At 66.9% G+C, this 24,176-nt stretch carries 18 protein-coding genes; 8 read left to right on the forward strand and 10 right to left on the reverse strand.

What is annotated here, in order from left to right:
- From AB0J09_RS17265 to AB0J09_RS17275, 3 genes are all read left to right on the forward strand, one after another.
- Positions 1 to 1,309, forward strand: a 1,309-nt coding sequence (locus AB0J09_RS17265) for a sugar ABC transporter ATP-binding protein (protein ID WP_360691219.1), incomplete at its 5' end; no start/stop codon positions are given.
- A complete protein-coding gene (locus tag AB0J09_RS17270) occupies positions 1,302 to 2,324 on the forward strand; it encodes an ABC transporter permease (protein ID WP_360691222.1) in 1,023 nt (340 codons plus the stop codon). The genes AB0J09_RS17265 and AB0J09_RS17270, both read left to right, overlap by 8 nt.
- 106 nt (positions 2,325 to 2,430) lie before the next feature.
- The gene (locus AB0J09_RS17275; RefSeq protein WP_360691225.1) at positions 2,431 to 5,127 is read left to right on the forward strand and encodes a glycoside hydrolase N-terminal domain-containing protein; all 2,697 of its coding nucleotides are present in this window, start codon (positions 2,431 to 2,433) and stop codon (positions 5,125 to 5,127) included.
- Between the two features lie 180 nt (positions 5,128 to 5,307).
- Here the strand turns inward: AB0J09_RS17275 and AB0J09_RS17280 are convergent, their stop codons facing one another.
- Positions 5,308 to 5,541 (reverse strand): hypothetical protein, encoded by a 234-nt coding sequence (locus tag AB0J09_RS17280; protein ID WP_360691228.1) that lies wholly within the window; start codon positions 5,539 to 5,541, stop codon positions 5,308 to 5,310.
- Between the two features lie 51 nt (positions 5,542 to 5,592).
- Here AB0J09_RS17280 and AB0J09_RS17285 point away from each other — a divergent pair, with 51 nt between their 5' ends.
- Positions 5,593 to 6,423: a cellulose binding domain-containing protein gene (locus tag AB0J09_RS17285; protein WP_360691231.1), complete on the forward strand. Its 831-nt coding sequence runs from the start codon at positions 5,593 to 5,595 to the stop codon at positions 6,421 to 6,423.
- Between the two features lie 261 nt (positions 6,424 to 6,684).
- Here AB0J09_RS17285 and AB0J09_RS17290 read toward each other — a convergent pair whose 3' ends face one another.
- The 6 genes from AB0J09_RS17290 to AB0J09_RS17315 all read right to left on the reverse strand — a co-directional run bounded on the left by AB0J09_RS17290 (position 6,685) and on the right by AB0J09_RS17315 (position 15,680).
- Positions 6,685 to 8,361: a hypothetical protein gene (locus tag AB0J09_RS17290; RefSeq protein WP_360691234.1), complete on the reverse strand. Its 1,677-nt coding sequence runs from the start codon at positions 8,359 to 8,361 to the stop codon at positions 6,685 to 6,687.
- Positions 8,362 to 8,385: 24 nt separating this feature from the next.
- Entirely contained in the window at positions 8,386 to 9,321 is a 936-nt protein-coding gene (locus AB0J09_RS17295) for a carbohydrate ABC transporter permease (RefSeq protein ID WP_360691237.1), read from the reverse strand.
- Entirely contained in the window at positions 9,318 to 10,229 is a 912-nt protein-coding gene (locus tag AB0J09_RS17300) for an ABC transporter permease subunit (protein WP_360691240.1), read from the reverse strand. The genes AB0J09_RS17295 and AB0J09_RS17300 overlap by 4 nt, the downstream gene beginning before the upstream one ends.
- Positions 10,230 to 10,256: 27 nt before the next feature.
- Positions 10,257 to 13,256: a glycoside hydrolase family 2 TIM barrel-domain containing protein gene (locus AB0J09_RS17305; protein WP_360691243.1), complete on the reverse strand. Its 3,000-nt coding sequence runs from the start codon at positions 13,254 to 13,256 to the stop codon at positions 10,257 to 10,259.
- A 233-nt stretch (positions 13,257 to 13,489) separates the two neighbouring features.
- Positions 13,490 to 14,485 (reverse strand): LacI family DNA-binding transcriptional regulator, encoded by a 996-nt coding sequence (locus AB0J09_RS17310; protein ID WP_360691246.1) that lies wholly within the window; start codon positions 14,483 to 14,485, stop codon positions 13,490 to 13,492.
- A gap of 184 nt (positions 14,486 to 14,669) precedes the next feature.
- Complete coding sequence (locus AB0J09_RS17315) at positions 14,670 to 15,680, reverse strand: LacI family DNA-binding transcriptional regulator (RefSeq protein WP_360691249.1); 1,011 nt, start codon at positions 15,678 to 15,680, stop codon at positions 14,670 to 14,672.
- A 216-nt stretch (positions 15,681 to 15,896) separates the two neighbouring features.
- Here AB0J09_RS17315 and AB0J09_RS17320 point away from each other — a divergent pair, with 216 nt between their 5' ends.
- The 4 genes from AB0J09_RS17320 to AB0J09_RS17335 all read left to right on the forward strand — a co-directional run bounded on the left by AB0J09_RS17320 (position 15,897) and on the right by AB0J09_RS17335 (position 21,008).
- Positions 15,897 to 17,216, forward strand: a complete 1,320-nt coding sequence (locus AB0J09_RS17320) for a sugar ABC transporter substrate-binding protein (protein ID WP_360691252.1) — start codon at positions 15,897 to 15,899, stop codon at positions 17,214 to 17,216.
- A 108-nt stretch (positions 17,217 to 17,324) separates the two neighbouring features.
- Positions 17,325 to 18,278, forward strand: coding sequence for a sugar ABC transporter permease (locus AB0J09_RS17325; RefSeq protein ID WP_360691256.1), 954 nt, complete (start codon positions 17,325 to 17,327; stop codon positions 18,276 to 18,278).
- Between the two features lie 109 nt (positions 18,279 to 18,387).
- On the forward strand, positions 18,388 to 19,203 hold the full coding sequence (locus AB0J09_RS17330) for a carbohydrate ABC transporter permease (RefSeq protein ID WP_360691259.1): 816 nt from the start codon (positions 18,388 to 18,390) through the stop codon (positions 19,201 to 19,203).
- A 167-nt stretch (positions 19,204 to 19,370) separates the two neighbouring features.
- Positions 19,371 to 21,008 carry a beta-xylosidase gene (locus AB0J09_RS17335; protein WP_360691262.1) on the forward strand — a complete coding sequence of 546 codons (1,638 nt, stop codon included), beginning with the start codon at positions 19,371 to 19,373 and terminating at the stop codon, positions 21,006 to 21,008.
- Positions 21,009 to 21,278: 270 nt separating this feature from the next.
- On the opposite strand, the gene AB0J09_RS17340 is transcribed toward AB0J09_RS17335, so the two are convergent.
- From AB0J09_RS17340 to AB0J09_RS17350, 3 genes are all read right to left on the reverse strand, one after another.
- Entirely contained in the window at positions 21,279 to 21,488 is a 210-nt protein-coding gene (locus tag AB0J09_RS17340; protein ID WP_360691265.1) for a cellulose binding domain-containing protein, read from the reverse strand.
- Positions 21,489 to 21,491: 3 nt separating this feature from the next.
- On the reverse strand, positions 21,492 to 21,977 hold the full coding sequence (locus AB0J09_RS17345) for a carbohydrate-binding protein (protein ID WP_360691268.1): 486 nt from the start codon (positions 21,975 to 21,977) through the stop codon (positions 21,492 to 21,494).
- Between the two features lie 488 nt (positions 21,978 to 22,465).
- Positions 22,466 to 24,046, reverse strand: coding sequence for a lectin (locus AB0J09_RS17350; protein ID WP_360691271.1), 1,581 nt, complete (start codon positions 24,044 to 24,046; stop codon positions 22,466 to 22,468).
- Between the last annotated feature and the right edge of the window lie 130 nt (positions 24,047 to 24,176).

The raw sequence follows: 24,176 nt of genomic DNA on the forward strand, positions 1-24,176 counted from the left end.
CGGCGAGCCTGCCCCGCGCCTCGCCGACCGTGACGCCTGGCGGCAACGGGTGGCCTGCGTCTACCAGAAGTCCACGATCATCCCCGAGCTGACCGTGGCGGAGAACCTCTACCTGCACCGCCACGACCTGAACCGGTTCGGGCTGGTCCGCTGGGGTGCCCTGCGGCGCAAGGCGGGCGAGTTGCTCGCCACCTGGTCGGTGGACGTCGACGTGCGTCTGCCGGCCGGCGAGCTGGACGTCGAACAGCGGCAGTTCGTAGAGATCGCCCGTGCGCTGTCCTTCGGCGCCCGCTTCATCATCCTGGACGAGCCGACCGCCCAGCTCGACGCCGCCGCCATCGCCCGGCTGTTCACCCGTATCCGCACGCTGCAGGATCAGGGAGTGACCTTCCTGTTCATCAGCCACCACCTGCAGGAGATCTACGAGATCTGCGACACGGTCACGGTCTTCCGCGACGCCCGGCACATCCTGACCATCACGGTGGCCGACCTGCCGAACGCGGAGCTGGTGGCGGCGATGGCGGGAGAGGCCGCCGGCCAGGCAGAGGCGTCCTCCCGGGCGGCCGCGCCCGGCGGCGCCGGTTTGGTGCTCGGCGTGCGCGGCCTGTCGTACGGCGACGCCTACCAGGAGATCGACCTCCAGATCCAGGCCGGCGAGATCGTCGGCCTGGCGGGCGCGGCCGGCAGCGGCAGGACCGAGCTGGCCGAGACCGTCGTCGGGTTGCGCGCAGCCGATTCCGGCACGATCGAGGTCGCCGGGCGCGTTCCCCGTCCCGGCAGCGTGCCCGACGCGCTCGCCGCAGGTGTCGGCTTCGTCCCCCGCGACCGGCACCACCAGGGGTTCGTCCCGATGATGTCGATCGCCGACAACGCCACCATGACCGTCCCCGAACAACTCGGCGAGGCCGGCCTGATCAGCGGCCGGCGGCGTGACCGGCTGGCCAGGACCCTGATCGCCAACCTGGCGATCAAGACCCCCGGCCCCGGCCTGCCCGTGATGGGTCTGTCCGGCGGCAATCAGCAGAAAGTCGTCATGGCCAGAGCGCTGGCCTCCGATCCCCGGCTGCTCGTGCTGATCACCCCCACCGCCGGGGTGGACGTGAAGTCCAAGGAGTTCCTGCTCGGCAAGGTCGAGGAAACGGCCACCAGAGGGACCGGCGTGCTGGTCGCCTCCGACGAACTAGACGACCTGCGGCTGTGCGACCGGCTGCTGGTGATGTTCCAGGGTCGTGTCGTCGCCGAGATGGCCGCCGGATGGCACGACCACGACGTGGTGGCGGCGATGGAAGGAGTCCGGCTCGATGCCTGAGAGAACTCTCACGCCCGCCACCGAGAACGCCGCCCCCGAGCGGGAACGGCCACGGATACGACTGGCCCGGTTACGCGACTTCGCCCTGATCCCCGCGATCATCGCCATCGCCATTGTCGGCCAGATCGTCAACCCGATCTTCCTGCAGGGCGACAACCTGATCAACATCCTGCAGACCATGTCGGAGATCTCGCTCCTGGTCCTTGCCCAGACCATCGTGCTGGTCGCCGGCAAGATGGACCTGTCGCTGGAGTCGACGTTCGGTCTCGCGCCGGGCGTGGCGGCCTGGCTGACCGTGGCCGCCGGTTCGGGCGCCGGGCTCGGCCTGCTGCCGGGCGCCTGGTCGATCCCCGTCACCTTGGCCGTCGGCGTGCTCATCGGCGCGATCAACGCGCTGCTGATCGTACGGTTCGGGCTCAACGGCTTCATCGTCACCCTCGGCATGCTCATCGTGCTGCGCGGCCTGCTCACCGGCATCTCCGGCGGCCAAACCTTCTTCAACCTGCCGGCGTCGATGCTCTATCTCGGTTCGGCCCTGTGGCTCGGCGTGCCCTCCTCGATCTGGCTCTGCCTGCTGCTGTTCGCCGCAGGCATCGTGCTGCTGGGCTTCACCAAGTACGGCCGCGCCCTGTACGCCATCGGCGGCAATGTGGACGCGGCCAAGGCGGCCGGCATCCGTACCGACCGGGTGTTGTGGACCGCTCTGGTGGGCGCCAGCCTGCTCGCCGCGCTCGGCGGCCTGCTGATGTCGGGGCACCTCGCCTCTGTGGCGGCCGCGCAGGGCGACGGTGCCATCTTCACCGTGTTCGCCGCGGCCGTGATCGGCGGCGTCGGCCTCAACGGCGGTAAGGGCACGATGTTCGGCGCGTTCACCGGCATCCTCCTCCTCTACATGATCCAGAACGTCCTCACCCTGGCCGGCGTGCCCGCCCAGTGGATCCAGGCCCTCAACGGCGCGATCATCATCATCGCCCTCGTCCTGTCCCGGCTCACCGGAGGCAAGGTCCAGGAATAGCCCGCCGCGGGCACCCCTTCCCCTCTCCGCCGCGGCGTCCCGAGCGCCGCACCCCCTAACGATGGGAACAGCCATGTCCGAACACCACCTGACACGAAGGCAGCTGATGAAGATGGGAACAGCCGGAGCCGGCGCTCTGCTGTTGCCGGTGCAATGGACGGCGGTAGCCCGAGCTGATTCGCTGGTGCCTCCAGAAGTGCGCGCCGCCAACGACCTGGCGCTCTGGTATGACGAGCCCGCCGGCACGGAATGGCTACGCGCGCTCCCCATCGGCAACGGCCGCCTCGGCGCCATGGTGTTCGGCAACCTCGATCAGGAGCGCCTGCAGCTCAACGAGGACACCGTCTGGGCCGGCGGACCGTACGACCAGAGCAACCCGAAGGGTGCACAGGCGCTGCCGGAGATTCGGCGGCTGGTCTTCGAGAACCAGTGGATCCAGGCCCAGGATCTGATCAACCAGACGATGCTCGGGAAGCCCGTGGGCCAGTTGGCCTACCAGCCGGTCGGCAATCTACGGCTCAACTTCGGCAGCGCCGCCGGGGCGTCGGAGTACAACCGCCAGCTGGATCTGACCACCGCCACGACATCCGTGACCTACGTCCTGAACGGCGTGCGGTACCGGCGTGAGGTGCTTGCGAGCGCGCCGGACCAGGTGATCGCCATCCGCCTGACCGCCGACAGGCCCGGCTCGATCACGTTCTCCGCGACCTTCGACAGCCCTCAGAGGACGACACGCTCCAGCCCGGACGGTACCACGGTGGCACTCGACGGCATCTCGGGCGACATGGAAGGTGTGACCGGCTCGGTCCGCTTCCTGGCACTGGCCCGGGCCGTCGCCGAAGGCGGCAGCGTCACCAGTTCCGGTGGCACGCTCCAGGTGTCCGCCGCCGACAGCGTGACACTGCTGATCTCCATCGGCTCCAGCTACGTGAATTACAAGGATGTCAGCGGCGACTACCAGGGCGTCGCGTGGAAGCACCTCAACGCCGCTCTGGACAGGCCCTACGACAAGCTGCGCATCCGGCACGTGGCCGATTACCAGGCGCTGTTCGGGCGTGCGACGATCGACCTCGGACGTACCGCGGCGGCCGACCAGCCGACCGACGTCCGGATCGCGCAGCACTCCTCCGTCGACGACCCGCAGTTCTCCGCGCTGCTGTTCCAGTTCGGTCGCTACCTGCTGATCAGTTCCTCGCGTCCCGGTACCCAGCCAGCGAACCTTCAGGGCATCTGGAACGACCAGATGAGCCCGCCGTGGGACTCGAAGTACACCATCAACGCCAACCTGCCGATGAACTACTGGCCCGCCGACACGACGAACCTGTCCGAGTGTTACGCGCCGGTGTTCGACATGATCAAGGACCTCACCGTGACCGGCGCCCGCACGGCCCAGGCACAGTACGGGGCGGGCGGCTGGGTCACCCATCACAACACCGACGCATGGCGGGCCACATCGGTCGTCGACGGCGCGTTCTGGGGCATGTGGCAGACCGGTGGCGCATGGCTGGCCGGCATGATCTGGGATCACTACCTGTTCACCGGCGACACCCGCTTCCTGCGCGCGAACTACCCGGCCCTGAAGGGCGCCGCCCAGTTCTTCCTCGACACCCTGGTGCCGGAGCCGGAACTCGGCTGGCTGGTCACGAACCCGTCCAACTCTCCCGAGCTCAGCCACCACCCGAATGCCAGCGTGGCCGCCGGCCCCACCATGGACATGCAGATCCTGCGTGACCTGTTCGACGGCTGCGCCGGGGCGAGCAAGGTTCTCGGCGTGGACGCGGACTTCCGGACCAAGGTCGAGGCCGCCCGCGAGCGCCTGGCTCCAATGAAGATCGGTTCCCGCGGCAACATCCAGGAATGGCTCTACGACTGGCTGGAGACCGAGCGCACCCACCGGCACGTCTCACACCTGTACGGCCTGCATCCCAGCCATCAGATCACCAAGCGCGACACACCCGAGCTGTTCGAGGCCGCGCGCCGGACGCTGGAACTGCGCGGCGACGACGGGACGGGCTGGTCGCTCGCCTGGAAAATCAACTACTGGGCAAGGCTGGAGGAGGGCACGCGAGCACACGACCTGGTCCGCTCCCTTGTCACACCGGCCAGGCTCGCCCCGAACATGTTCGACCTGCACCCTCCGTTCCAGATCGACGGCAACTTCGGGGCGACGTCCGGCATCGCGGAGATGCTGCTGCACAGCCACAACGGTGAACTGCACCTGCTGCCGGCCCTGCCGGAGGCCTGGCCGAGCGGACGGGTGGAGGGCCTTCGGGGTCGCGGCGGTCACACCGTCGGTGCGGCGTGGAGCGAAGGGCAGGCCGACGAGTTCCTGATCACGCCCGATCGCGACGGCACCGTAAAAGTACGCGGCGAGATGTTCACCGGGCGCTACAAGGTGGTCGACGCCGCGCGCGGCGGCCAGGCCCGCACCAAAAAGGCTGGCTCCGGCCTGATCGAACTCACCGGGCAGGCGGGTCACACCTATCGCGCATACTCCTTGCAGAAGGTCCGGCTCGGCGCACCCGCCGAGGTGACTCCGGGCCAGGAGGCGAAGGTCACCGTCACCGTCCGGGCGATCGAGATGCCGCTGGCCCCTTCGACCACGGTGTCCGTCGAGGCTCCTGACGGGTGGAGCGTCACACCCGCGCAGGTCGTGTTAGGGCCCCTGAAGCCCAACTCGGAGAGCGCTGCCGAGTTCGAGGTCATCCCAGGCGCGAACGAGCCCGCGGGGACCGTGGTCCTGACCGGCAAGGCGAGCGGCCGTGACTGGACCGTGTCGGCGAAGGCCACGGTCCGGGTGTAGGACGGCCGGGAGAAGAGGTAGTAGCGGGACCGGTTGACGACGTGCGGCCGGTCGAGCTCGTGGTTGATGCCGTCGGCCACGATGAGGGACGGGAGCAGGGACCAGGCCCCAGCCCGTGGTATTCGCGCCCGTCGACCGGGTCGCGGAACCAGCCGGGGTCACGGAAGGCCCGGATGCAGGTCAGGGACGCAGGGCGCGGGCGCACGCCATGAGGCTCTCCGCCAGCGTCTTGCGCGCGGCGTCGTCGGCCTCGGCGAACATGACGGCCTCGATCTCGTCGGCGGAGCGGTCGCAGCGCCGCAGGGTGGACAGGCCCTTGCGGGTGAGACGGGCACGCAGCACGCGGCCCGCGCCCGGCTGGGAGTCCCGGCGGATCAGACCGCGTCGCTCGAGGTCGCGGATGACGAGGCTCATCGCCTGCGGCGTGACGAAAGCGATGCGTGCACCGGCACATCAGCCGGCGGCATGGAGACCAACATCATGCTCGGCAACTACCCCGACGTCTTCAAGGCCGGCGCAGTGTTCATGGGCGTGCCGCACAGCTGCTTCGCCGGCGAGGCCGACTACATCCCCTCACCGGGCGCCAGCGACTGCGCCTCCGGACGCATCAGCAAGACACCCCAGCAATGGGGCGACCTGGTCCGCGCCGCCTACCCCGGTTACACAGGCGCCCGGCCGCGCGTGCAGCTCTGGCACGGCACGAACGACAACCTCGTCTACTACGCCACGCTGCAGCAAGAGATCGACCAGTGGACCAACGTCTTCGGCCTCAGCCAGACGCCTACCAGCACGGACACGCCGCAGGCCAACTGGAACCGCCGTCGCTACGCCGACACCGCCGGGACGGTCAAGGTCGAGGCATACAGCATCCAGGGCGCCGGACACAGCCTCCCCATGAGTGGCATGGCCGCCGCCGCCATCCAGTTCTTCGGCCTCACCGACACAGGCTCCACCAGCACGCCGACTCCCCCCGCCGGGGCCTGCCGGGTCGCATACACGCCCACCACCTGGAACAACGGATTCACCGCCGCCGTCACCATCGCCAACACCGGCACGGCCACCGTCAACGGCTGGACACTCACCTGGACCTGGCCGGGCAACCAGCAGATCACGAACACCTGGAACGCCACCATCACCCAACAAGGCACCCAGGTAACAGCGCGCAACGCGACCTACAACGGCACCATCGCCGCCGGAGCCACCACCGCCTTCGGCTTCCAGGGCACCTACAGCGGCGTCAACACGGCACCGGCCCAGTTCGCCCTCAACGGCACGGCCTGCACCGAAACCTCCTAGTGTCGTACGTCCGCAACCTCGGCGACTGATCCGTAGGGACATGCCGCGACACATTCGGGTCCGTTCCGCGGTAGAGATCCGGCTCTGACGCGGAACGGGCTCGCGGTCGTTCTGCAGGTGGAGAGGCCATGGACGGCGAAGGGCACATGCCGCAGCCAGGTGGCGGTGAGGCAGGTGATCGCTTTCATGGTCCGTAGGCGTCGTGGAAGGCCGGGGAGGGAGCGGCCAGCCGGATGCGGTGGCGTTCGCTCATGTGGGTTCTCACTGGGCGTCGTAGGCTTGCTGCTGGATCTGCAGGTACCGCTGGAGGCCGAGGCCGTTGAGGCCTTCCAGGTAGGACGCCCAGTCCTCGTCGCTGTCGACGTTCTTCTTCCCGGTCACGAACTCCAGGCTGGACTGGGCCACGTAGTTCTGGATGTTGGTCTGCAGCGTCGCCGCTTCGCCCGCCACGTCGGTGCCGAGCCAGAGGTTCCAGTACGGGAAGATCTGGTCCTTGGGTTCCTTGCCCTCGTACAGCTTGGTGGCCTCGAACAACCTGCGCTCGAAGCCCGCCGGGTCGTAGATGTCGGTCGGCTGGACCTGGGCGTCGCGGAACTCTCTGCGACTGTTGTACTGCGTGAGCGCTCCCCAGGCGGCGTTGGTCGGCGGCGCGTCCGGGTCGGCGGGGATCACTTCGTACAGCGGCTTCAGATTCTTGTCGAGTGCCACGTCCTTGGCATCCGGCTTCTCCCACGCCACGCCCTCTTCCCCGAATTCACCCAGGATGTGGCCCTCGTCGGTGAACATGTAGTCGAGCATCTTGATCGCGGCGATCTGGTCCTGCTCCGTCGCCTTGTTCGTCAGGACGAACGTGGCGCCGGGGGCGCTGGGCAAGTTGTAGGAGGCGTAGCCGACGCCATCGGGGCCGGTCAGCGGCGGCACCGGGTCGTAGTCCTTGTCACGTCCGCCCTTCTGGCCGAGGGTGACCAGGAGCGCCGGGTGGATCGTGGTCGCCGCTCCGACGATCACGGCGTCGGCGTTGTCCCCCTTGGCCATCATCGCCCCCCGGTTCTGGCTGAAGGCGCCCGGGTCGATGAGTCCTTCCTTCTGCAGGGAGGCGAGGTAGCGCAGGCCGTCGCGCCACTTGTCCTGCGCGGCCTGGAGCTGAACCTTTCCGCTGCTCAACGCGAGTGTCGAGGGGTAGGAGTCGCTGCCCTGCGGGTCGTACAGGAAGGCGTTCATGAAGTACGGCAGCAGGACGTCCGCGGTGGAGCCGCTGAGCGGGATCTCGTCCGCCTTGCCGTTGCCGTTGGGGTCCTTGGTCTTGAAGGCCCGCAGGACGGTGCGCATGTCCTCGGTCGTCTTCGGCATGGACAGGCCGAGCTTTTTCAGCCAGGCGGAGTTCATCCAGAGTTTCGCCTGATAGGAGCAGTGGTAACAGTCGTTCCACTGCGGCAGGCCGTAGATCTTGCCGTCGGGCGCCGTGGCCAGGGTCTTGTAGGCGAGGTTGGTCTCCAGCGCCTTCTGGATGTTGGGGGCGTATTTGGCGATCAGGTCGTTGAGCGGCAGGATGACGCCCTGCTTGGAGAGCTTGAGCAGCTCGGACCGCTCGAACTGGTCCACCCACGGGATGAGCAGGTAGAGGTCGGGATAATCGCCACTGGCCAGCGAGATCTGCCGCTTCTCCTTGGCGGGGCCGCCGTCGAACGTCGTCGTCTGGAATTTGAACTTGATCTTGAACTTGCCGCTGACGATCTTGGTGAAGGCGGCGGTCTGCAGATCCTGATTGGCGCTCTGGGGAGCGAAGACGGTCAGTTCGGTGGTACCGCGCGGGGAAGCCGAGTCGGCCGGCTTGCCGTCGGACGAGGAGCAGGCCGCGGTGGTGAGGCCGGCCAGCGAGAGCGCCGCTAGCAGCGCCGCCCGCTTTCTGGGCAGGGTGAACATCGGCGTGCCTTTCATGGATTGGGGGGACGGTCGCCCGGGCTAGCCCTTGATCGCGCCGATCATCATGCCCTTGGTGAAGTAGCGGGCGACGAACGGATAGATCAGCAGCACGGGGACCGTGGAGATGACGACGAGGGAGTATTTGAGTAGGTCGGCGAGCTGCTTACGCTCCATCATGGTGGCGGTGTCCATCGGGCCGGCCTGGGTGTTGAGGATGATGATGTTCCGGAGCACGAGCTGGAGCGGGTAGAGCTCGTCGCTCTTGAGGTAGAGCAGCGCGTCGAAGTAGGCGTTCCACTGCCCGATCGCGTACATCAGGGCGATGACCGCGACCATCGGTTTGGCCAGCGGCAGCACCACGGACCAGAGCACGCGCAGGCTGCTCGCCCCGTCGATCTCGGCGGCCTCGTAGAGCGAGTCGGGGATGGTGTTGCGCAGGTAGGTGCGGGCGATGATGACCTGCCAGACGCCTATCGCCCCCGGGGCGATCAGCGCCCACCGCGTGTCGAGCAGGCCGAGCTGCTGCACCACCAGGTACGTGGGTACGAGCCCGCCTGCGAAGATCATCGTGAAGACGATGAACGCGGTGATGGCGTTGCGGCCGAAGAAGTCCTTGCGGGAAAGCGGATAAGCGATGGCGATCGTGAGGACGACGCTGACGACCGTCCCCACAACGGTGTAGAAGAGCGAGTTGGCGAACCCCGTCACGATCTGCGGATTGCTGAGCGCCACCTCGTAACCCCGGATTGAGAAGTCGACCGGCCACAGCCAGACCCGGCCGGAGGAGACGGCGTTGGGGCTGCTCAAGGAGCTGGCCACGATGTAGATCAACGGCAGCAGGACCACCGCGAGAAAGGTGACGAGCAGAAGGTAGACGCACGCCATGAAGAGCCGGTCGACCCCGGAGTCCTTGATACGGGCGGGACGGGGACGAGCCCGTCCCGCGACCTCGGACTGCACCATCGTGTCGGTCACCACAGACCACTCCCGGTAACGCGCTTGGCGACGAAGTTGACCACGAGGAGGAGCACCAGATTGATCACCGAGTTGAACAGCCCCACCGCTGTGGCCAGGCTGAAGTCGGCGTTCAGCAGCCCGACCTTGTAGACATAGGTGGCGATGATCTCGGACGTGCCGAGGTTGAGCGGATTCTGCAGGAGGAACGCCTTCTCGAAGCCGACCGCCATGATGTTGCCGACGCCCAGGATCAGGATGATGATCGCGGTCGGCATGATGCCGGGGATGTCGACATGGATGATCTTCCGGAGCCGGGTGGCCCCGTCGACCCGGGCCGCCTCGTACAGGCTGGGGTCGATGCCCGCCAGTGCGGCCATGTAGATGACGGCTGAATAGCCCGCCGTCTGCCAGATGTCACTCCATACGTAGATGTGCCGGAAATAGTCGGCGTCGCCGAGGAGGTCGGGCGCACTGGCTCCGAAGAATCCGAAGGCCTTGTCCATCAGCCCGATCCGCGGCGCCAGGAGCAGGATCACCATGGAGACGACGACCACGGTGGAGATGAAGTAGGGCGCGTAGGTGACCAGCTGGACCGTGCGCTTGAAGACCCGCAGCCGGACCTCGTTGAGCGCCAGGGCCAGGATGATCGGGATGGGGAAGCCGGCCAGGAGGAAGTACACCGACAGCAGGAAGGTGTTCCGGACGAGGTTCCAGAAGATGGGATTGGAGAAGAATGCGGAGAAGTGCTTGAGTCCGACCCATTCGCTGCCCCAGATCCCGTCGACGACGCTGTAGTCCTTGAACGCGATGACGGCGTTCGTCATGGGGACGTACTTGAAGATCACGAAGTACGCGAGCGGTACCAGGATCAGCAGGTAGAGCTGCCAGTAGCGACGGAAACTCCGTCTGGCGGCGCGCCACTCCATCGCTGTCCTCCCTCCAGGTTTCATCGGTCACCGCACGTGCGCGAGGCGCACCAGGAGTGAGCAGGTGTGCGGGTACAACCGGTGGGCCGGGAACGCGTCGGGACCGACGGCGGCCGAACCCAGCCCGTAGTGGGCGATGTCGAGGTTGAGCCAGAGCCGTCCGTCCGGCACCAGGTCGGTGGTGTGCCGCGCCGCGTCCAGCGCCTCGCTGGTCCAGGGACGCAGCGTCACGTTGGCGCCGGAGGGTGCGGTGATGCGCAGCCGTTCGCCCGTCGGCCAGGAGATCTCGGCGCGGCGGACGGCGCCGAGATTCCCGTTCTCCTGGGGGCGCACGTAGGGGGTCTGCAAGTCTGCCACCGTGGCCCGGTGACGGCCGAGGCGGGCCGCCAGCCGACTGTCGCGGTAGTTCTCGCCAGGGCCGAGGCCGTACCAGTCGAGCGTTCCATCGCCGCCCGGCAGCCCGATGCGGATGCCCAGGCGCGGTACCGTGCCCCGTTTCACGCGGCCGGAGTCGTGCAGGAGGGCGGCGAGATGGGTGTCGAACCGGCCGACCGGGCTCAGGTGCAGGCGCAACTGGAGCTCGCCGCCGGGGCTTGCGGACCAGATCATCTGCGTCCGGATCCCGGCCTCCCGTCCAGCGGCCATGCTGAGCGTCTCGACGGTGAGCTCGCCATCCTCCGGCTGCACGCGCACGACGCGGTGTTCCAGCCTGTTCAGCCCGAGGTCGCGCCACGCCTTCGCCTGGCCCAGCCAGGCCAGGTCGTTGTCGGTGGGCGCGCGCCAGAGGTCGGGCCGAGGGCCCACCACGGGAAGATCGCCGAGCCGGGTGAGCCACCCGTCGGGGTCGAACACGGCATCCCCGATGCGGTACCCGTCCTGAAACGCGGTGACCGGTGTTCCTAGGGCTGGGCCGTGCTCCTGGGCGTCGGCCAGGATACGCTGTGTGAAGGCGATCTCGTGGCCGGCGGGCACGCCGTCGCGCTCCTTGGCCTGCAGGGCGCGGACGGTGAGGACGACCTCGCCCGAAGCGTCGCCGGCCAGATCGGCGATGGCATCGTCCAGCCGTACCCGGGTGGCGCCGCGCGGCGGGACCGGAGGAATCTCGACGGCGCCGCCGCCCCGTTCGACACCGTCCTCCTCGACCAGCCAGGCGAAGACCAGTCCGGAGGTGTCGACGTGGTCGAACCTGCTTCGGACAGTCAGCGTGATCCCGTCGCCGTCGTCGACGGACAGTACCACCGGCGCGATCGCGGCCTTGTACTCCAGCAGTCCTGGCGAGGGGGTACGGTCGGGGAAGACGAGGCCGTCGGCGATGAAGTTGCCGTCGTGCAGGATCTCCCCGAAGTCGCCGCCGTAGGCGTAGAACAGCTGTCCGGCGTTGGGGCCGTCCGCCGCGCGTTGCAGGATGCCTTGGTCGAGCCACTCCCAGACGAATCCGCCGTGCAGGCGCGGATAGCGGTCGAAGAGTTCCTCGTACTCCGACAGGCCACCGGGACCGTTGCCCATGGCATGGGCATACTCGCAGAGGATGACCGGCAGCGCGCGGCGGTGGCTGTCAGCCGCGGGGTCCACGGTGCGCTCGTCGGCGCCCATGCCGATGAGCGCGAGTTCGTCCAGGTCCACGTACATGCGGCTGTAGACGTCGACGTAGGAGCTGTCGTAGTCGCCCTCATAGTGGATGAGCCGGGAGCCGTCGCGGTGGCGGGCCCACTCGGCCATCGCGCGCAGGTTGTCGCCGACGCCGCACTCGTTGCCCATCGACCACATGATCACGGAGGGATGGTTCTTGTCCCGCTCGACCATGCGCTCGATCCGGTCCAGGTAGGCGCGTCTCCACAGGGGGTCCGCGGAGGGGTTGCGCTCCCAGCCGACCTGGCCGAAGCCATGGGTTTCGAGATCGCACTCGTCGATCACCCACAGGCCGTATTCGTCGCACAGGTCGAGGAAACGGCTGTCGGGCGGGTAGTGGCTGGTCCGCACCGCGTTGACGTTGTGCTGCTTCATCAACAGGACGTCGGCCAGCATGGTCTCCAGGTCGAGGGTGCGGCCCCTCTCCGGGTGCCATTCGTGCCGGTTGACGCCGCGGAAGCGCACCGGCGAGCCATTGACGGTGATGACGCCGTCCACAACGCGTACGGTCCGGAAGCCGATGCGGAGCTCGATGGATTCGCCTTCGCTCCTGAGCACTCCGGCGTACAGTCTGGGCGTTTCCGCGCTCCACGGGCCGACCGCTGGGATGCGCAGGGCTTCGCCTGCCGGCAGGCCGGCGACACCCAGCTCCGGAACGTCCACGACCGCCGGAACGTCGGCCTCCACCCGGAGGATGCCCTCACCGGTCTCGTGGTCATAATCGGCGTGCACGAAATGGTCGCCGATCGTGCCGGTCGGCCGTTCGATCAGGAAGACCGAGCGGAAGATCCCCGAGATCCACCACATGTCCTGGTCCTCCAGGTAACTCGCCGCCGACCACTGGTGCACCCGGACGGCCAGCACGTTGGGCCCCTCCCGCAGAGCTTGCGTCACGTCGAACTCGGTCGGCAGCCTGCTCCCTGTGCCCCAGCCGAGCTCCACCCCGTTGAGCCAGGCGGTGAAGTGCGAATCCACCCCCTCGAACCGCAGCACCCAGTTCGCGGCTCCCGGGTCCGCCAGCTCGAAGGCCCGGCGGTACTCCCCCGTGGGATTGGCGTCCGGCGGGTGGGGCGGGTCGATCGGGAACGGGTAGTTGATGTTGGTGTACGCGGGTCGTCCATGGTGTGCCTGCCCGTGATCCAGCAGGGTGCCGTCGGTCGCGTGGAGACCTTCCATCTGCCAGGAGCCGGGCACTGACAGCGTCGTCCAGGCGGAATCGTCGAAATCGGGGGCCTCGAAGCCGTCGCTCATCCCTCGGAGTCCGGAAGACAGATGAAACATCCAATCACCGTCGAGCGAGACGGTACGGGCGTTACTGATCGCGACGGCCCTGGGCTTCAGGCGGCCTGCGCCTGGCTCGAAGGACGAGACTCTGCGGACTGCTTCACTGAAGGACACTGTTCTCCCAGCCCCGAGGAAGGTGGATGGATGGAAGGTCGGAGACACGCACGGCTACGTGGGTAAGTGCCGTTCCGGGCAGCGGCGGGCCGCGTTCGACCACTCCGCCGCTCGGCACTGAATCGGATGTCCGCTCGGCGTGAACGTTCACGGAACAGCCAGCCGTGAACGTTCACGACATCGGCGTGAAACACAACCTAAACATCGGCTGTTTTGCTGTCAATACTCCGCGTTCACGCGGACTCACGCCACAGCAGCCGCGACCGGACGACGTGCCGGATGGGCGCCACGTCGGCGAAGTCGGCCGCGGCCAGCGCGTCGACCACGTCCAGCGCCCGGGCGGCGAGGGCCTGGCGGTCGAGCGAGATCGTGCTCAGCGTCGGATGCACGGCCTCGCCCAGGCTGAGGCCGTCGATGCCGAGAATCCGCACCTGGTCCGGCACCTTTACACCGAGAGCATGCGCGCCGTGCACGGCGCCGATGGCCATCAGGTCGTTGAACACCAGAACCGCGTCCAGGTGCGGATGGGCCCGCATGAGCTCGATGAAAGCCCGCGAGCCGCCCGTGATGGACTCCTCCCCGACGACCACAGCCTTGGGCCGGCCGGGTCCGGTGAGCTCTTCGAAATCGCGGCGGCGCTGCGAGGGAACGTAGATGGGGGACGAGCGGAGAGAATAGCCCGAGTCGATCATTCCTAGGCTACGGGCGCCCTTGGCGCGCAACGCCTGAATCGCCTCCTCGATCCCCGAACGGAGGTCGAGCTCCACCGAGTGCGTCCGTTCCATGCGGGCGGGTGGTTCCAGCACCACCATGGGAATGCCGCCCCGGGCCTTCTCCAGTTGCGTCTCGGGCGACATGAAGTGCCCGACGAAGACGTCCACCTGCGAGGCCAACATGCGCAGCGCAGCGCTCTCGCCTTCCGACTCGCTCGAGGCCATCACGACCTGCCAGCCGCGGGAGGCGGCACAGTCCAGCAGATCTCCGGCGATCTCGGTGTAGTACGGATTGCGGAAAGACGCGACCACGAAGCCGAGCGCGCGCGTCTTCTGCCGCGCCACCAGGTTGCGGGCGAATCGGCTCGGGCGATATCCCAGCTTCGCGCTGGCCTCCAGGACCCGCTTCTTCGTCTCGCTGCTGATGTCGTCCATGTCGTTGAGCGCCCTGGACACGGTCTGACGGGAGACCCCGGCGAGGGCCGCCACATCGTGGATCGTCACCCGCTTGGCCAACGCTGCCCCTGGTCTCTTGTGGTCCGGCGGCACCGGCGATCACTCGGCCGGGACACCTGCTTCTCCACCCTACGGCGTGCCGACGTCGAGAGCGCGATCAGCCTGGACGAACAGGCGTAAGGACTGCGGCGCGCACGGTTCGAGGCATTCCCCGCCCGCGATGCGGTGTCCGAGCCTGGGTGGGTCAGGACAACGGGACGGGGCCCGTCGAGTCGCGGACGCTGAGGGTCGTCGCCAGCTGGAGGTGCCGGAAGGCGGGCTGGACCCCGTCCGCCATGCCGAGGACGGCCTCGACGGCCATCCGTCCCATGCCGACGAGAGGCTGCCGGACGGATGTGAGGCGGGGCGTGGTCCACTCGGTCTGCGGCGTGTCGTCGAACCCGGTGACCGACAGCTCGCCCGGGACGGTGATGCGAAGCTCCTTGGCCGCAGCGAGGACCCCGACGGCGATCTCGTCGTTGCCCGCGACGACCGCGGTCGGCCGCTCGCCGAGCGCGAGGATGTCATGTCCGTGCCGGAGTCCCGCCTCGACGGAGAATGCCTCGTGGCGGATCAGTGTGCGGTCCGGCGTGACGCCGGCCGAGTCGAGCGCGGCCTGGTACCCGTGGAAGCGTTCCAGCGATGGGGCCGAGCCCAGCGGGCCGCCGATCCAGGCGATCCTGCGGTGTCCGAGCCCGATGACGTGCTCGGTTGCCGAGCGACCGCCCGCCCAATTGGTGGAGCCGATGCTGACGAGACGTGATTCGGTCGTATCGATCGGGTCGATCGTCACGATAGGCACCTCGAGATCCTCCGCGGCGAGGATCATCGAGTCGGGCACAGCGACGGCGAGCGCAACGATACCGACGACACCGGACGCCTTCTGCTCCTCCATCCAGACACGGGCCGCCGTACGGCTCGTGCTGAGCGGCTCGTCGGGCGGCAGGCGGAGGAGAAGCTCAGCCTGCGCCGAGGTCGCGGCCACGAGGATCCCCTGGAGGACCGTTCCGGCATAACGGGACTCCACGATGTCGAGCACAGTGACGATGGTCCGGTCCCGTGTTCGCTCGTGTCGCGCCGCCGTCGGCTTGTAGCCGATCTGGGCCATGGCTCCGAGGACAAGCTCACGCGTGTTCGCCCCCACATCGCTGCGCCCGTTGAGGACCTTTGAGGCGGTCGCCGGCGAGACGCCGGCCAGTCGGGCGACATCCGCCAAGGTCGCTCGCTCGGAACTGCCTCGCCGTCGCATCAGGCTCCCTTCGGGACTTCGAAACTATTTCGAATCTACCACGGGCCCCTAGCCATCGGTTGCTGCCAGGCATTCTCTCTCGTCCACCCGTTGACACGGTACAGATGCACGACCTAGTGTCCTCGCAGTAACGAACAAGTTGCGAAATTTTTTCGTAACCCTCAGGACGAGAGGAGAGGCTCAATGCGGCTCTCCCAGAAGGCAAGGCTCCTTTCCGCAGCACTCGTGCCGATGTTCGCGCTGGCTGCTTGCTCGGGGGGCGCGGGCGGCGGCGGCAGCACAGCCGGCAGCGGCGGCGACCAACAGGTGAAGCTCACGGTCTGGAGCTGGGACGACACTGTCGCGGGGGCCGTTCCCGGCTTCCAGGCCGCGAACCCGAACATCAAGGTCGAGGTCGTCAACGCGGGCTCATCCCAAGACGAGTACAAGGCGCTCGACAACGCCATCCAGGCCGGTTCCGGTGTACCTGACCTCGCGATGTTCGAGTACTTCTCAGTGCCCTACTTCGCCATTCCCGGCAAGCTCGCCGATCTCGGAGAGTTCGGCGTCGATAACTTCAAGAAGGACTACGTCCCGGGCGCGTGGAGCGATGTCACGGTCAACGGCAAGATCTACGCGCTACCGTCCGATTACGGGCCGTCGGCGATGTTCTACAACACGGCCACTCTCAAGAAGGCCGGCATAAACAAGGCCCCGGCCACGTGGGACGAGTACTACGAGGCTGCCAAGAAGGTTCGCGCGCTCGGCGGCGACTCCTACATCGCCCAGGACACGGGAGACATCTTCTTCCTGCTCTCGCTCATCTGGCAGGCCGGCGGTCGCCCGTTCAAGGTGGACGGCAACAAAGTGCACATCGACTTCACGGACGAGGGCACGACCAAGGCCGTGGCCTTCTGGCAGAAGATGCTCGACGAGGGCCTGATCAACACCAAGATCACGGGATGGTCCGACGACTGGAACCGGGCCCTCAACGACGGAACCCTCGCCACCCAGACCATGGGCGGCTGGCTGACCTCGACGCTGCCGGAGCGCGCACCGAAGGCCGCCGGTGACTTCAGAGTCGCCTTGATGCCGCAGTGGAAGCAGGGAGACAAGGTCGGAGCGGCGAACGGCGGAAGCTCCTTCGGCATCCCGGCCGCGGCCGAGCACAAGGACGCGGCTTTCAAGTTCCTCGAGTACTTCGCCCACGGCGGCGGTCTCTCCTCCCGCGTCGACGCGGGTGCCTTCGTGCCGAACACGTCGGTGTTGGAGAGCGAGGCGTTCCGTAGCAAGGGCAACCAGTACTTCGGCGACCAGAAGGTCGGCGTCGTGCTGGCTGAGGCCTCGGAGATCGTCGGGAGCGGCTGGCAGTACCCGCCGTTCTTCGAGTGGGCACGCTCGATCTACGGCGACATCGCATCGCCGTTCTACACCACGGGCAAGGGCTCGCTCGCCGAAATCCTCGAACAGTGGAAGCAGCGCTGCATCCAGTACGGCAACGAGCAGGGCTTCCAAGTGGACTAGCGAGTCCTCATCAGGGCGGAGGATCCCGCGTGCGGCAACGGCCGCCGCCGCACAACAGCCGGTGAAGAAGCGAGTTGGCCACCGCAATGAATCGGAAGGAACACGGACATGGGCCTGGCACGTCGGGTCGACGCCACCGCTTCGGCCATGGCTGCGCCGGATGCGGCACAGCATTCGGCGCCAACTCGCAAGCGCCGGAAGTCACGGATCGGACTGGCGTTCATAGCGCCTTTTGGGGCGCTGTTCGCGCTCGTGTTCATCGTGCCCATCGTGTACGCCGCCTACCTCAGCCTCTTCCAGGAGAAGCTCATCGGGGGCAACACCTTCGTCGGATTGGCCAACTACGGCAAGCTGCTCCACGATCCGCAGTTCTGGGACGGGGTGGGACGCGTCTTCCGGTTCACGCTCGTCCAGGTGCCGATCATGCTGATCTTCGCCATGGCGCTGGCGCTGGCGCTGGACTCCATGCGCATGCACGGCACCAAATTCATGCGGGTGACGATCTTCCTCCCCTATGCGGTGCCGGCGATCGTGGCGACCCTCATGTGGGGATTCCTGCTGGGCGTCAAGTACGGCCTGTTCGGCAGCCTCAACGACGCCCTGGGCACGGACATCAATCCCTTCGCCCCCGATACCACGCTCATCTCCATCGGGCTGATGGTGACGTGGGCGTTCACCGGCTTCAACATGCTCATCTTCTACGCCGCGCTCAAGGCCGTCCCCCGCGAACTGTACGAGGCGGCCGCAATCGACGGGGCGAACGAGTTCCAGGTCGTCCGCGCGATCAAGCTGCCGGCACTCCGCGGATCCCTGGTCGTCACGATCATCTTCTCGATCATCGGCACGTTCCAGATGTTCAACGAACCGCAGATCCTGCCCTCGATGGTGGCCAACAGCGGCGTCACCACCTTCTACACGCCCAACCTGTACGCGTACAACCTGGCCTTCACCGGGTCCCAGCAGGGCTATGCGGCAGCACTCGCGCTCGTCATGGCAGCGATCACGATCTCCGTCGCCTACGCCGTCCAGATCAGAGGGTTGAGGAATGCATCCGACCAGTAGCCGGCGAGCCCAGGCCGGTAAAGCCTCCGACACGCCGATCCGCCATACCGGTCGCAGCCGCCGGCTCTACACGGTGGAGAATCCCAAGAAGAGCACGACTCTCACCGTGATGACAGCTCTGTTCACCCTGTACTGCCTGCTGCCCCTCGTGTGGCTGGTCATCAACGCGACCAAGTCGCAGGCCGACTTCGTGTCGTCGTTCGGGCTCGCACCCGGTCACGAGTTCGCCTTGTGGGACAACATCGTGCAGGTGTTCAGCTACCAGGACGGGATCTTCTCCCGGTGGCTTCTCAACACCGTTCTCTACGTCGTCGTGGGTGCGACGGTGTCGACCTTCCTGGCCGCCCTCGGCGGGTACGCCCTGGCAAAACTCGATTTCCGGGGCAAGCGGGTGTTCCTGTTCGTCGTACTGGGATCGATCTCGGTCCCCGGCATCGCCCTGGCGATCCCGCAGTTCCTGCTGTTCGCGCACGTCGGCATGACCAACACCCCGTGGGCGATTCTCATCCCGTCCTTCATCAACCCGTTCGGGTTGTACCTGATGTGGGTGTTCACGGCCGAAGCCGTGCCGGGTGGCCTGCTCGAGGCAGCGAAGATCGACGGCGCCGGGGAGTTCAGGACCTTTCTCCAGATCGCGCTCCCGCTGCTCGCACCGGCAAGCGTGACGGTCTTGCTCTTCTCATTCGTATCGATCTGGAACAACTATTTCCTGCCGTTGATCATGCTGAAGGATCCCAGCTGGTATCCGCTGACCGTCGGAATCAATCAGTGGAACAAACTGGGCTCGACGGCGGGGAACGGCGCCCTCATCCAGAATCTCGTGATCACGTCCGCGCTGCTGACCATCGTCCCGTTGATCATCGCGTTTCTCAGCCTGCAGCGGTACTGGCAGTCAGGCTTGTCGCTGGGCGCTGTAAAGGGCTAGGAGCGACATGCCGACGGCCTGACATCTGACCTGGCATCCGCATTCCGCGGCAGCAGCACGACATCTCCCCCGCGACGGTCCGGCGTTCGCGACCGGCGCGGAGGCCGGCGTGCGGCGCCGTGGACCATCTCCCACCCATAAACGATTCTGTGAAGAGAAGTGAGGCCATGACGAGCGACGGTGTGTTCGAACCCCGGTTCCGGATAGACGGCGAGCTGTGCGACGAGAGTGCCCTCCAACACGTCTGGTCCAGGTGTATCGGCGCCGGACGGGCGAACGAAGCACTGCGCGCGGACTGGCAACAACAATTCGCCGAGGTCGTCGCCGCATGCGGAATCCAGTACATCCGCTTTCACGGCGTCTTTCACGATGACATGTTCGTGTACCGGGAGAGCTACGGCAGCGGTTTCGGCCCGAACACGCGCCTTCCCTCGCCCGCGTACACGTTCAGCTATGTGGACAAGGTGTTCGACTTCATCGTGGACTGCGGTGTCCGTCCCTTCGTCGAGCTGGGCTTCATGCCGCGCGAGCTCGCGACGGCGACTGAGACGGTGTTCTGGTGGGGCGCTCACTGCAGCCCGCCCAAGGACATGGCGCGCTGGGTCGAGCTGGTCACGAGGTCGGTCGAGCACTGGATCGACCGGTACGGCCTCGCCGAGGTGCGGGAGTGGCGCTTCGAGGTGTGGAACGAGCCGAACTTGGTTCCCCACTTCTGGACCGGGACGAAAACCGAGTACTTCGAGCTCTACGAGCAGACCGTTCGGGCGATCAAGAGGATCGATCCCGACCTGAAGGTGGGCGGGCCCTCGACAAGCGTCTTCGTGCCCGACGACCGCTACAAGGGCGAGACCGAGGACCGCTCCGCGGCGCTCGCAACGGCCGCCGCGACCGACGTGGACGCGCTCGACTGGCGCCCGGTCTGGATCGAGGACTTCATCGCCTGGTGCGCGGAGCGCGAACTGCCCATCGACTTCATCTCGACCCACCTGTACCCCACCGACTTCGCGTACGGCGCCAACGGCGAGGCCGTGCACATCACCCGATACGCCGATGCGACGTTCGACGACCTGACCCTCCTCCGCAAGCTCGTGAAGAACAGCGCGTATCCCGATGCGGAGATCCACATCACAGAGTGGTCGACGTCGCCGTCGGCCCGCGACTTCATCCACGACACGCTCTTCGCGGCGACCTACATCACGCGGTCGTATTTGAAGTGCGCCACCCTCGCCGACTCGATCTCCTACTGGACCTTCACGGACGTGTTCGAGGAGGGAGGCGCCGGGATCGGACCCTTTCACGGCGGGTTCGGCCTTGTGAACGAGGGTGGCATTCACAAGCCCACGTTCCACGCGTTCACGATGCTGGAACGGCTCGGCGACCGGCTACTCCTCGCGACGTCCGACGGCGTCGTGACCCGTAACAGCCAGACGTCCGCTCTGTCAGGAGTGTTCTTCAACTACCCCGAGGACATGGCTATGAGGGGTGTCAGCTCGGAGAACTCGTACCCGGCGACACGCGCGCTGGCCGAGATGGGGCCGAGCCGCAGGATCCGCCACTCGATCGACGGGCTGGAGCCGGGCAGCACATTCCTTGTCGAGATCATGGATTGGGAGCACGGGAACGTCGCCGAGGCCTGGTACGGGCTCGGGTCCCCCCTCAACCCGTCCCGGGCCGAGAGCGAGTACCTGAGCAGAGTCGCCGACTCCCTCCTCAGGTTCACGCTGACCGTGCCGGACACCGGTGTGCTGGACCTCGACGTCGAACTCGCGCCGTGGGCGGTGATGTCGTTGAGGCAGTCGGCCTGACCTGTGGACGCGATCCGAGACGGTTTCGGCCCCCGAACCACCTGGGCAACTGCTCACTTGGCTGCCGGCGGAATTCGACGCCGCCCGGGCCGCCACCTCGAGGGCGCCGTTGCCGAGCGGGACGAACTGCTCGCCGCCGGTGTTGGGTGCACCGCCACAACGGTGCACCCATGACGGCCATTCATGGCGTCGTCGCGCGCAGGCCAGAGCGCGTTCGGGCTCATGGGTTCGCCGTATCTAGCCGCACGGCGGCCATCAGGGCGCCGTCCCTCACGAGCCGGTGCACGTGAAGACGGTGTCGAAGGCGTGCCGCCGGCTGATCGTCTGGCTGGTGCTCGGGTTCCATCTGACGGTCCAGCCGTCGATCGCGGAAGTGCCGACGGTCACCATGACCTCGTACTGATCGCCGCCGGACCACGAGTTAGTGGTGCGGTAGGTCGCGGCGCAGGCGCCGTCGCTCGACGAGGTGGGAGTGGACATCGGCTAGGCACCGGCGGCGTTGAACCGCCACCAGTTCACATTGAACAGGTAACCGCTTCCGCCGGTGAACTTGAGGTACAGATCATGTGTTCCTGTCGCCCCGCTCACCGGACAGGAGACGTTCGCCCAGGTCTGCCAACCACCGGTGCCCGGGACATCGCACGTTCCCATCAGTGTGCCGTTCAGTCCGTCCCGGCGAAGCTCAATTTTGCCGCCACTGGTTGCCGAGGCCACCCTCGCATTGAACGACGTCGCGCCGGCGCCGAAGGCGACGCCCTTGACCTTGATCGAGTCGCCGTTCTCGATCCACCCGACATTCATGCCGCCTTCGCCGGCGGGCTCCGTCTCGACGCCGGACTCCCAGGCGATCGTTTCCGCCTCCTGGCGGACGTAGGGATTCAGGGTGCCCACCTGAGGCGCCCCTGCCGTCGTCATGTTGATGGTCGGGATGGTGCCGTCGGCGTTGTAGGTGAACTTCTCCACGGCCACCGAACGGGTGAATCCACCGCCAAGGCATGATCGTCCCCCGATAGGTCCATGGTCCGGTGGGACCGGGGGCCGTCGAATACGCGATGAACTCAGAGCAGCATTTCGCCGCGAACACGATGTAGTACAGGCCGTTGCGCTTGTAGACCCAGGGCCCCTCTTCGAACAGGGTCGGACGGTTCGCATCCCCGGTGCGGGTGCCGAACCCCGCGGTGGTGAGGGGTATCTGGGTCTAGCTGCCGGAATAGGAGATCATATCGGCGTTCAGCTTCACCTACCACAGGTGCGGGTTGCCCCAGTACAGATAGGCCTGCCCGTCGTCGTCGATGAAGACTGTGGGGTCGATCTCGCCGTTCTCACGGTCCTTACGGTGCGTCGGGCCGCGGGGCAAGCGGTGGCACAACTCAGCTCTCAGCGCTGAGGCTTGCGCCACCGCAGGCCACGACCGGCGGACCGGCTTCGGATCGAGTGGCTGGGGCACCTTCGCCAGCTCAGGTGCGGGTCCAGCGTTGGTTGGCGCCGCCGTTGCACGACCAGATGGTCAGCTTGGTGCCGTTGGCGGTGGCGTTGTTCGGCACGTCCAGGCACTTGTTCGCCCCGACGGCGGTGATGGTGCCGTCGGAGTTGAAGCGCCACTGCTGGTTGTCCTGGCCATTGCAGTCCCAGATGATGACGTTGGTGCCGTCGGCGGTCCCCCGGTTGTACACATCCAGGCACTTGCCGCCGTAGACCCGCAGCTCACCGCTCGCGGTCGGCGTCCACTGCTGATTCGCCTGGCCGTTGCAGTCCCAGATCTGCACCTGCGTGCCGTTGGTCTGCGAAGAGTTCAGGACGTCGAGACACCTGCCCGACCCCACACCCCTGATCGCGCCCGTGGACGGGGGCGTGACGATGCCCCCTCCGGTCACGACATACATGGCCGCCGCGTGCCCGGGGACCGACGCACTGATCGTCCCGGACGAGGAGAACGTCGTGTGCGCCCACAGGTCGCGCACCGAGTAGGAGGACGCGGACCCCAGCCCCAGGGCAGAGGCGGTGGTGGAGACCGTCGAGGTCGACGTGCCCCGGTTGAGCAGCACGGTCGCGACCGAGCCGTTCGACATCGGCTTGCGCCAGACCTCAAGGTTGCCGTTATCGCTGATCTTGTGGCCCTGCCTGCCGCCCCAGTCCTGGTTGACCGCGATGACCTCAGTGTTGGTGAGGATCGTGCGCGTATCGGCGCTCATCGTGCGGATGTCGTTTCCGGCGACGAGCGGCGCGTTCAGCAGCGACCACAGGCTGAAGTGCGCGCGGCCCTCGGTCCCCGTCACCCCGCCGACGCCCACCTCCAACATGTCGGGGTCGTTCCACCCGCCTGGGCCCGAGTAAGCGTCGAGCCCGACCTGCTGGTCCAGGATGCCCATGATCGAGTTCCAGTTCGCTGCGATATCGCCGGTGTTGCGCCAGGAGTTGCCCACAGGCATCCCCCAAGTCCACACGCTCTCCTGGCCCCAGTTGCACAGGCTGTACACGATCGGACGCCCGGTCGCGGCCAACGCGTCCCGCATGGCCGTGTACCGCTGCTGCCCGTTCAGGCCCTGGTGGTCGCCGCAGTTGTCGTACTTCAGGTAGTCGATCCCCCAGGACGCCCACAAAGCGGCGTCCCGCCGCTCGTTGCCCAGGCTGGCCGGGTACCCGGCGCACGTCGTGGTTCCGGCCGAGGAGTAGATGCCGAGCTTGAGCCCTTTGGAGTGGACGTAGTCGGCCAGGGCCTTGATGCCGTTGGGGAACTTCTGTGGATCCGGAACCAGGTCACCGTTGGAGTTGCGGCTTTTGGTGGACCAGCAGTCGTCGATGTTGACGTAGGCGTAGCCCGCCACCGCCATGCCACTGGAGACCATGGCGTCGGCCGTCTGACGGATCAGGCCGTCGTTGACGTTACAGCCGAAGCTGTTCCAGTCGTTCCAGCCCATCTGGGGCGTGCGGGCCAGGCCGTTGTCCAGGGCGGCGACGGGCGACGTCTCACCGCCGATCGCCACGATGGATGCGGCTGCAAGCACCGCCGCCAGCGCTAAGCCAAGAATTCTGCGCATCTGATTCCTCTACCTACCGGGGTGTCGGGGAGATCTCCGGGCGATCCGCCGCGGGTTCTGGAAGGTTCCTGGAGGCTGGGGCGCTCTGCCCTCGCTCATTGCGGGCGGTCCCTTGTCGGGTCAGGGAGTG

It is taken from the genome of Nonomuraea sp. NPDC049784 (assembly GCF_040659615.1).
Classification (GTDB): Bacteria; Actinomycetota; Actinomycetes; order Streptosporangiales; family Streptosporangiaceae; genus Nonomuraea.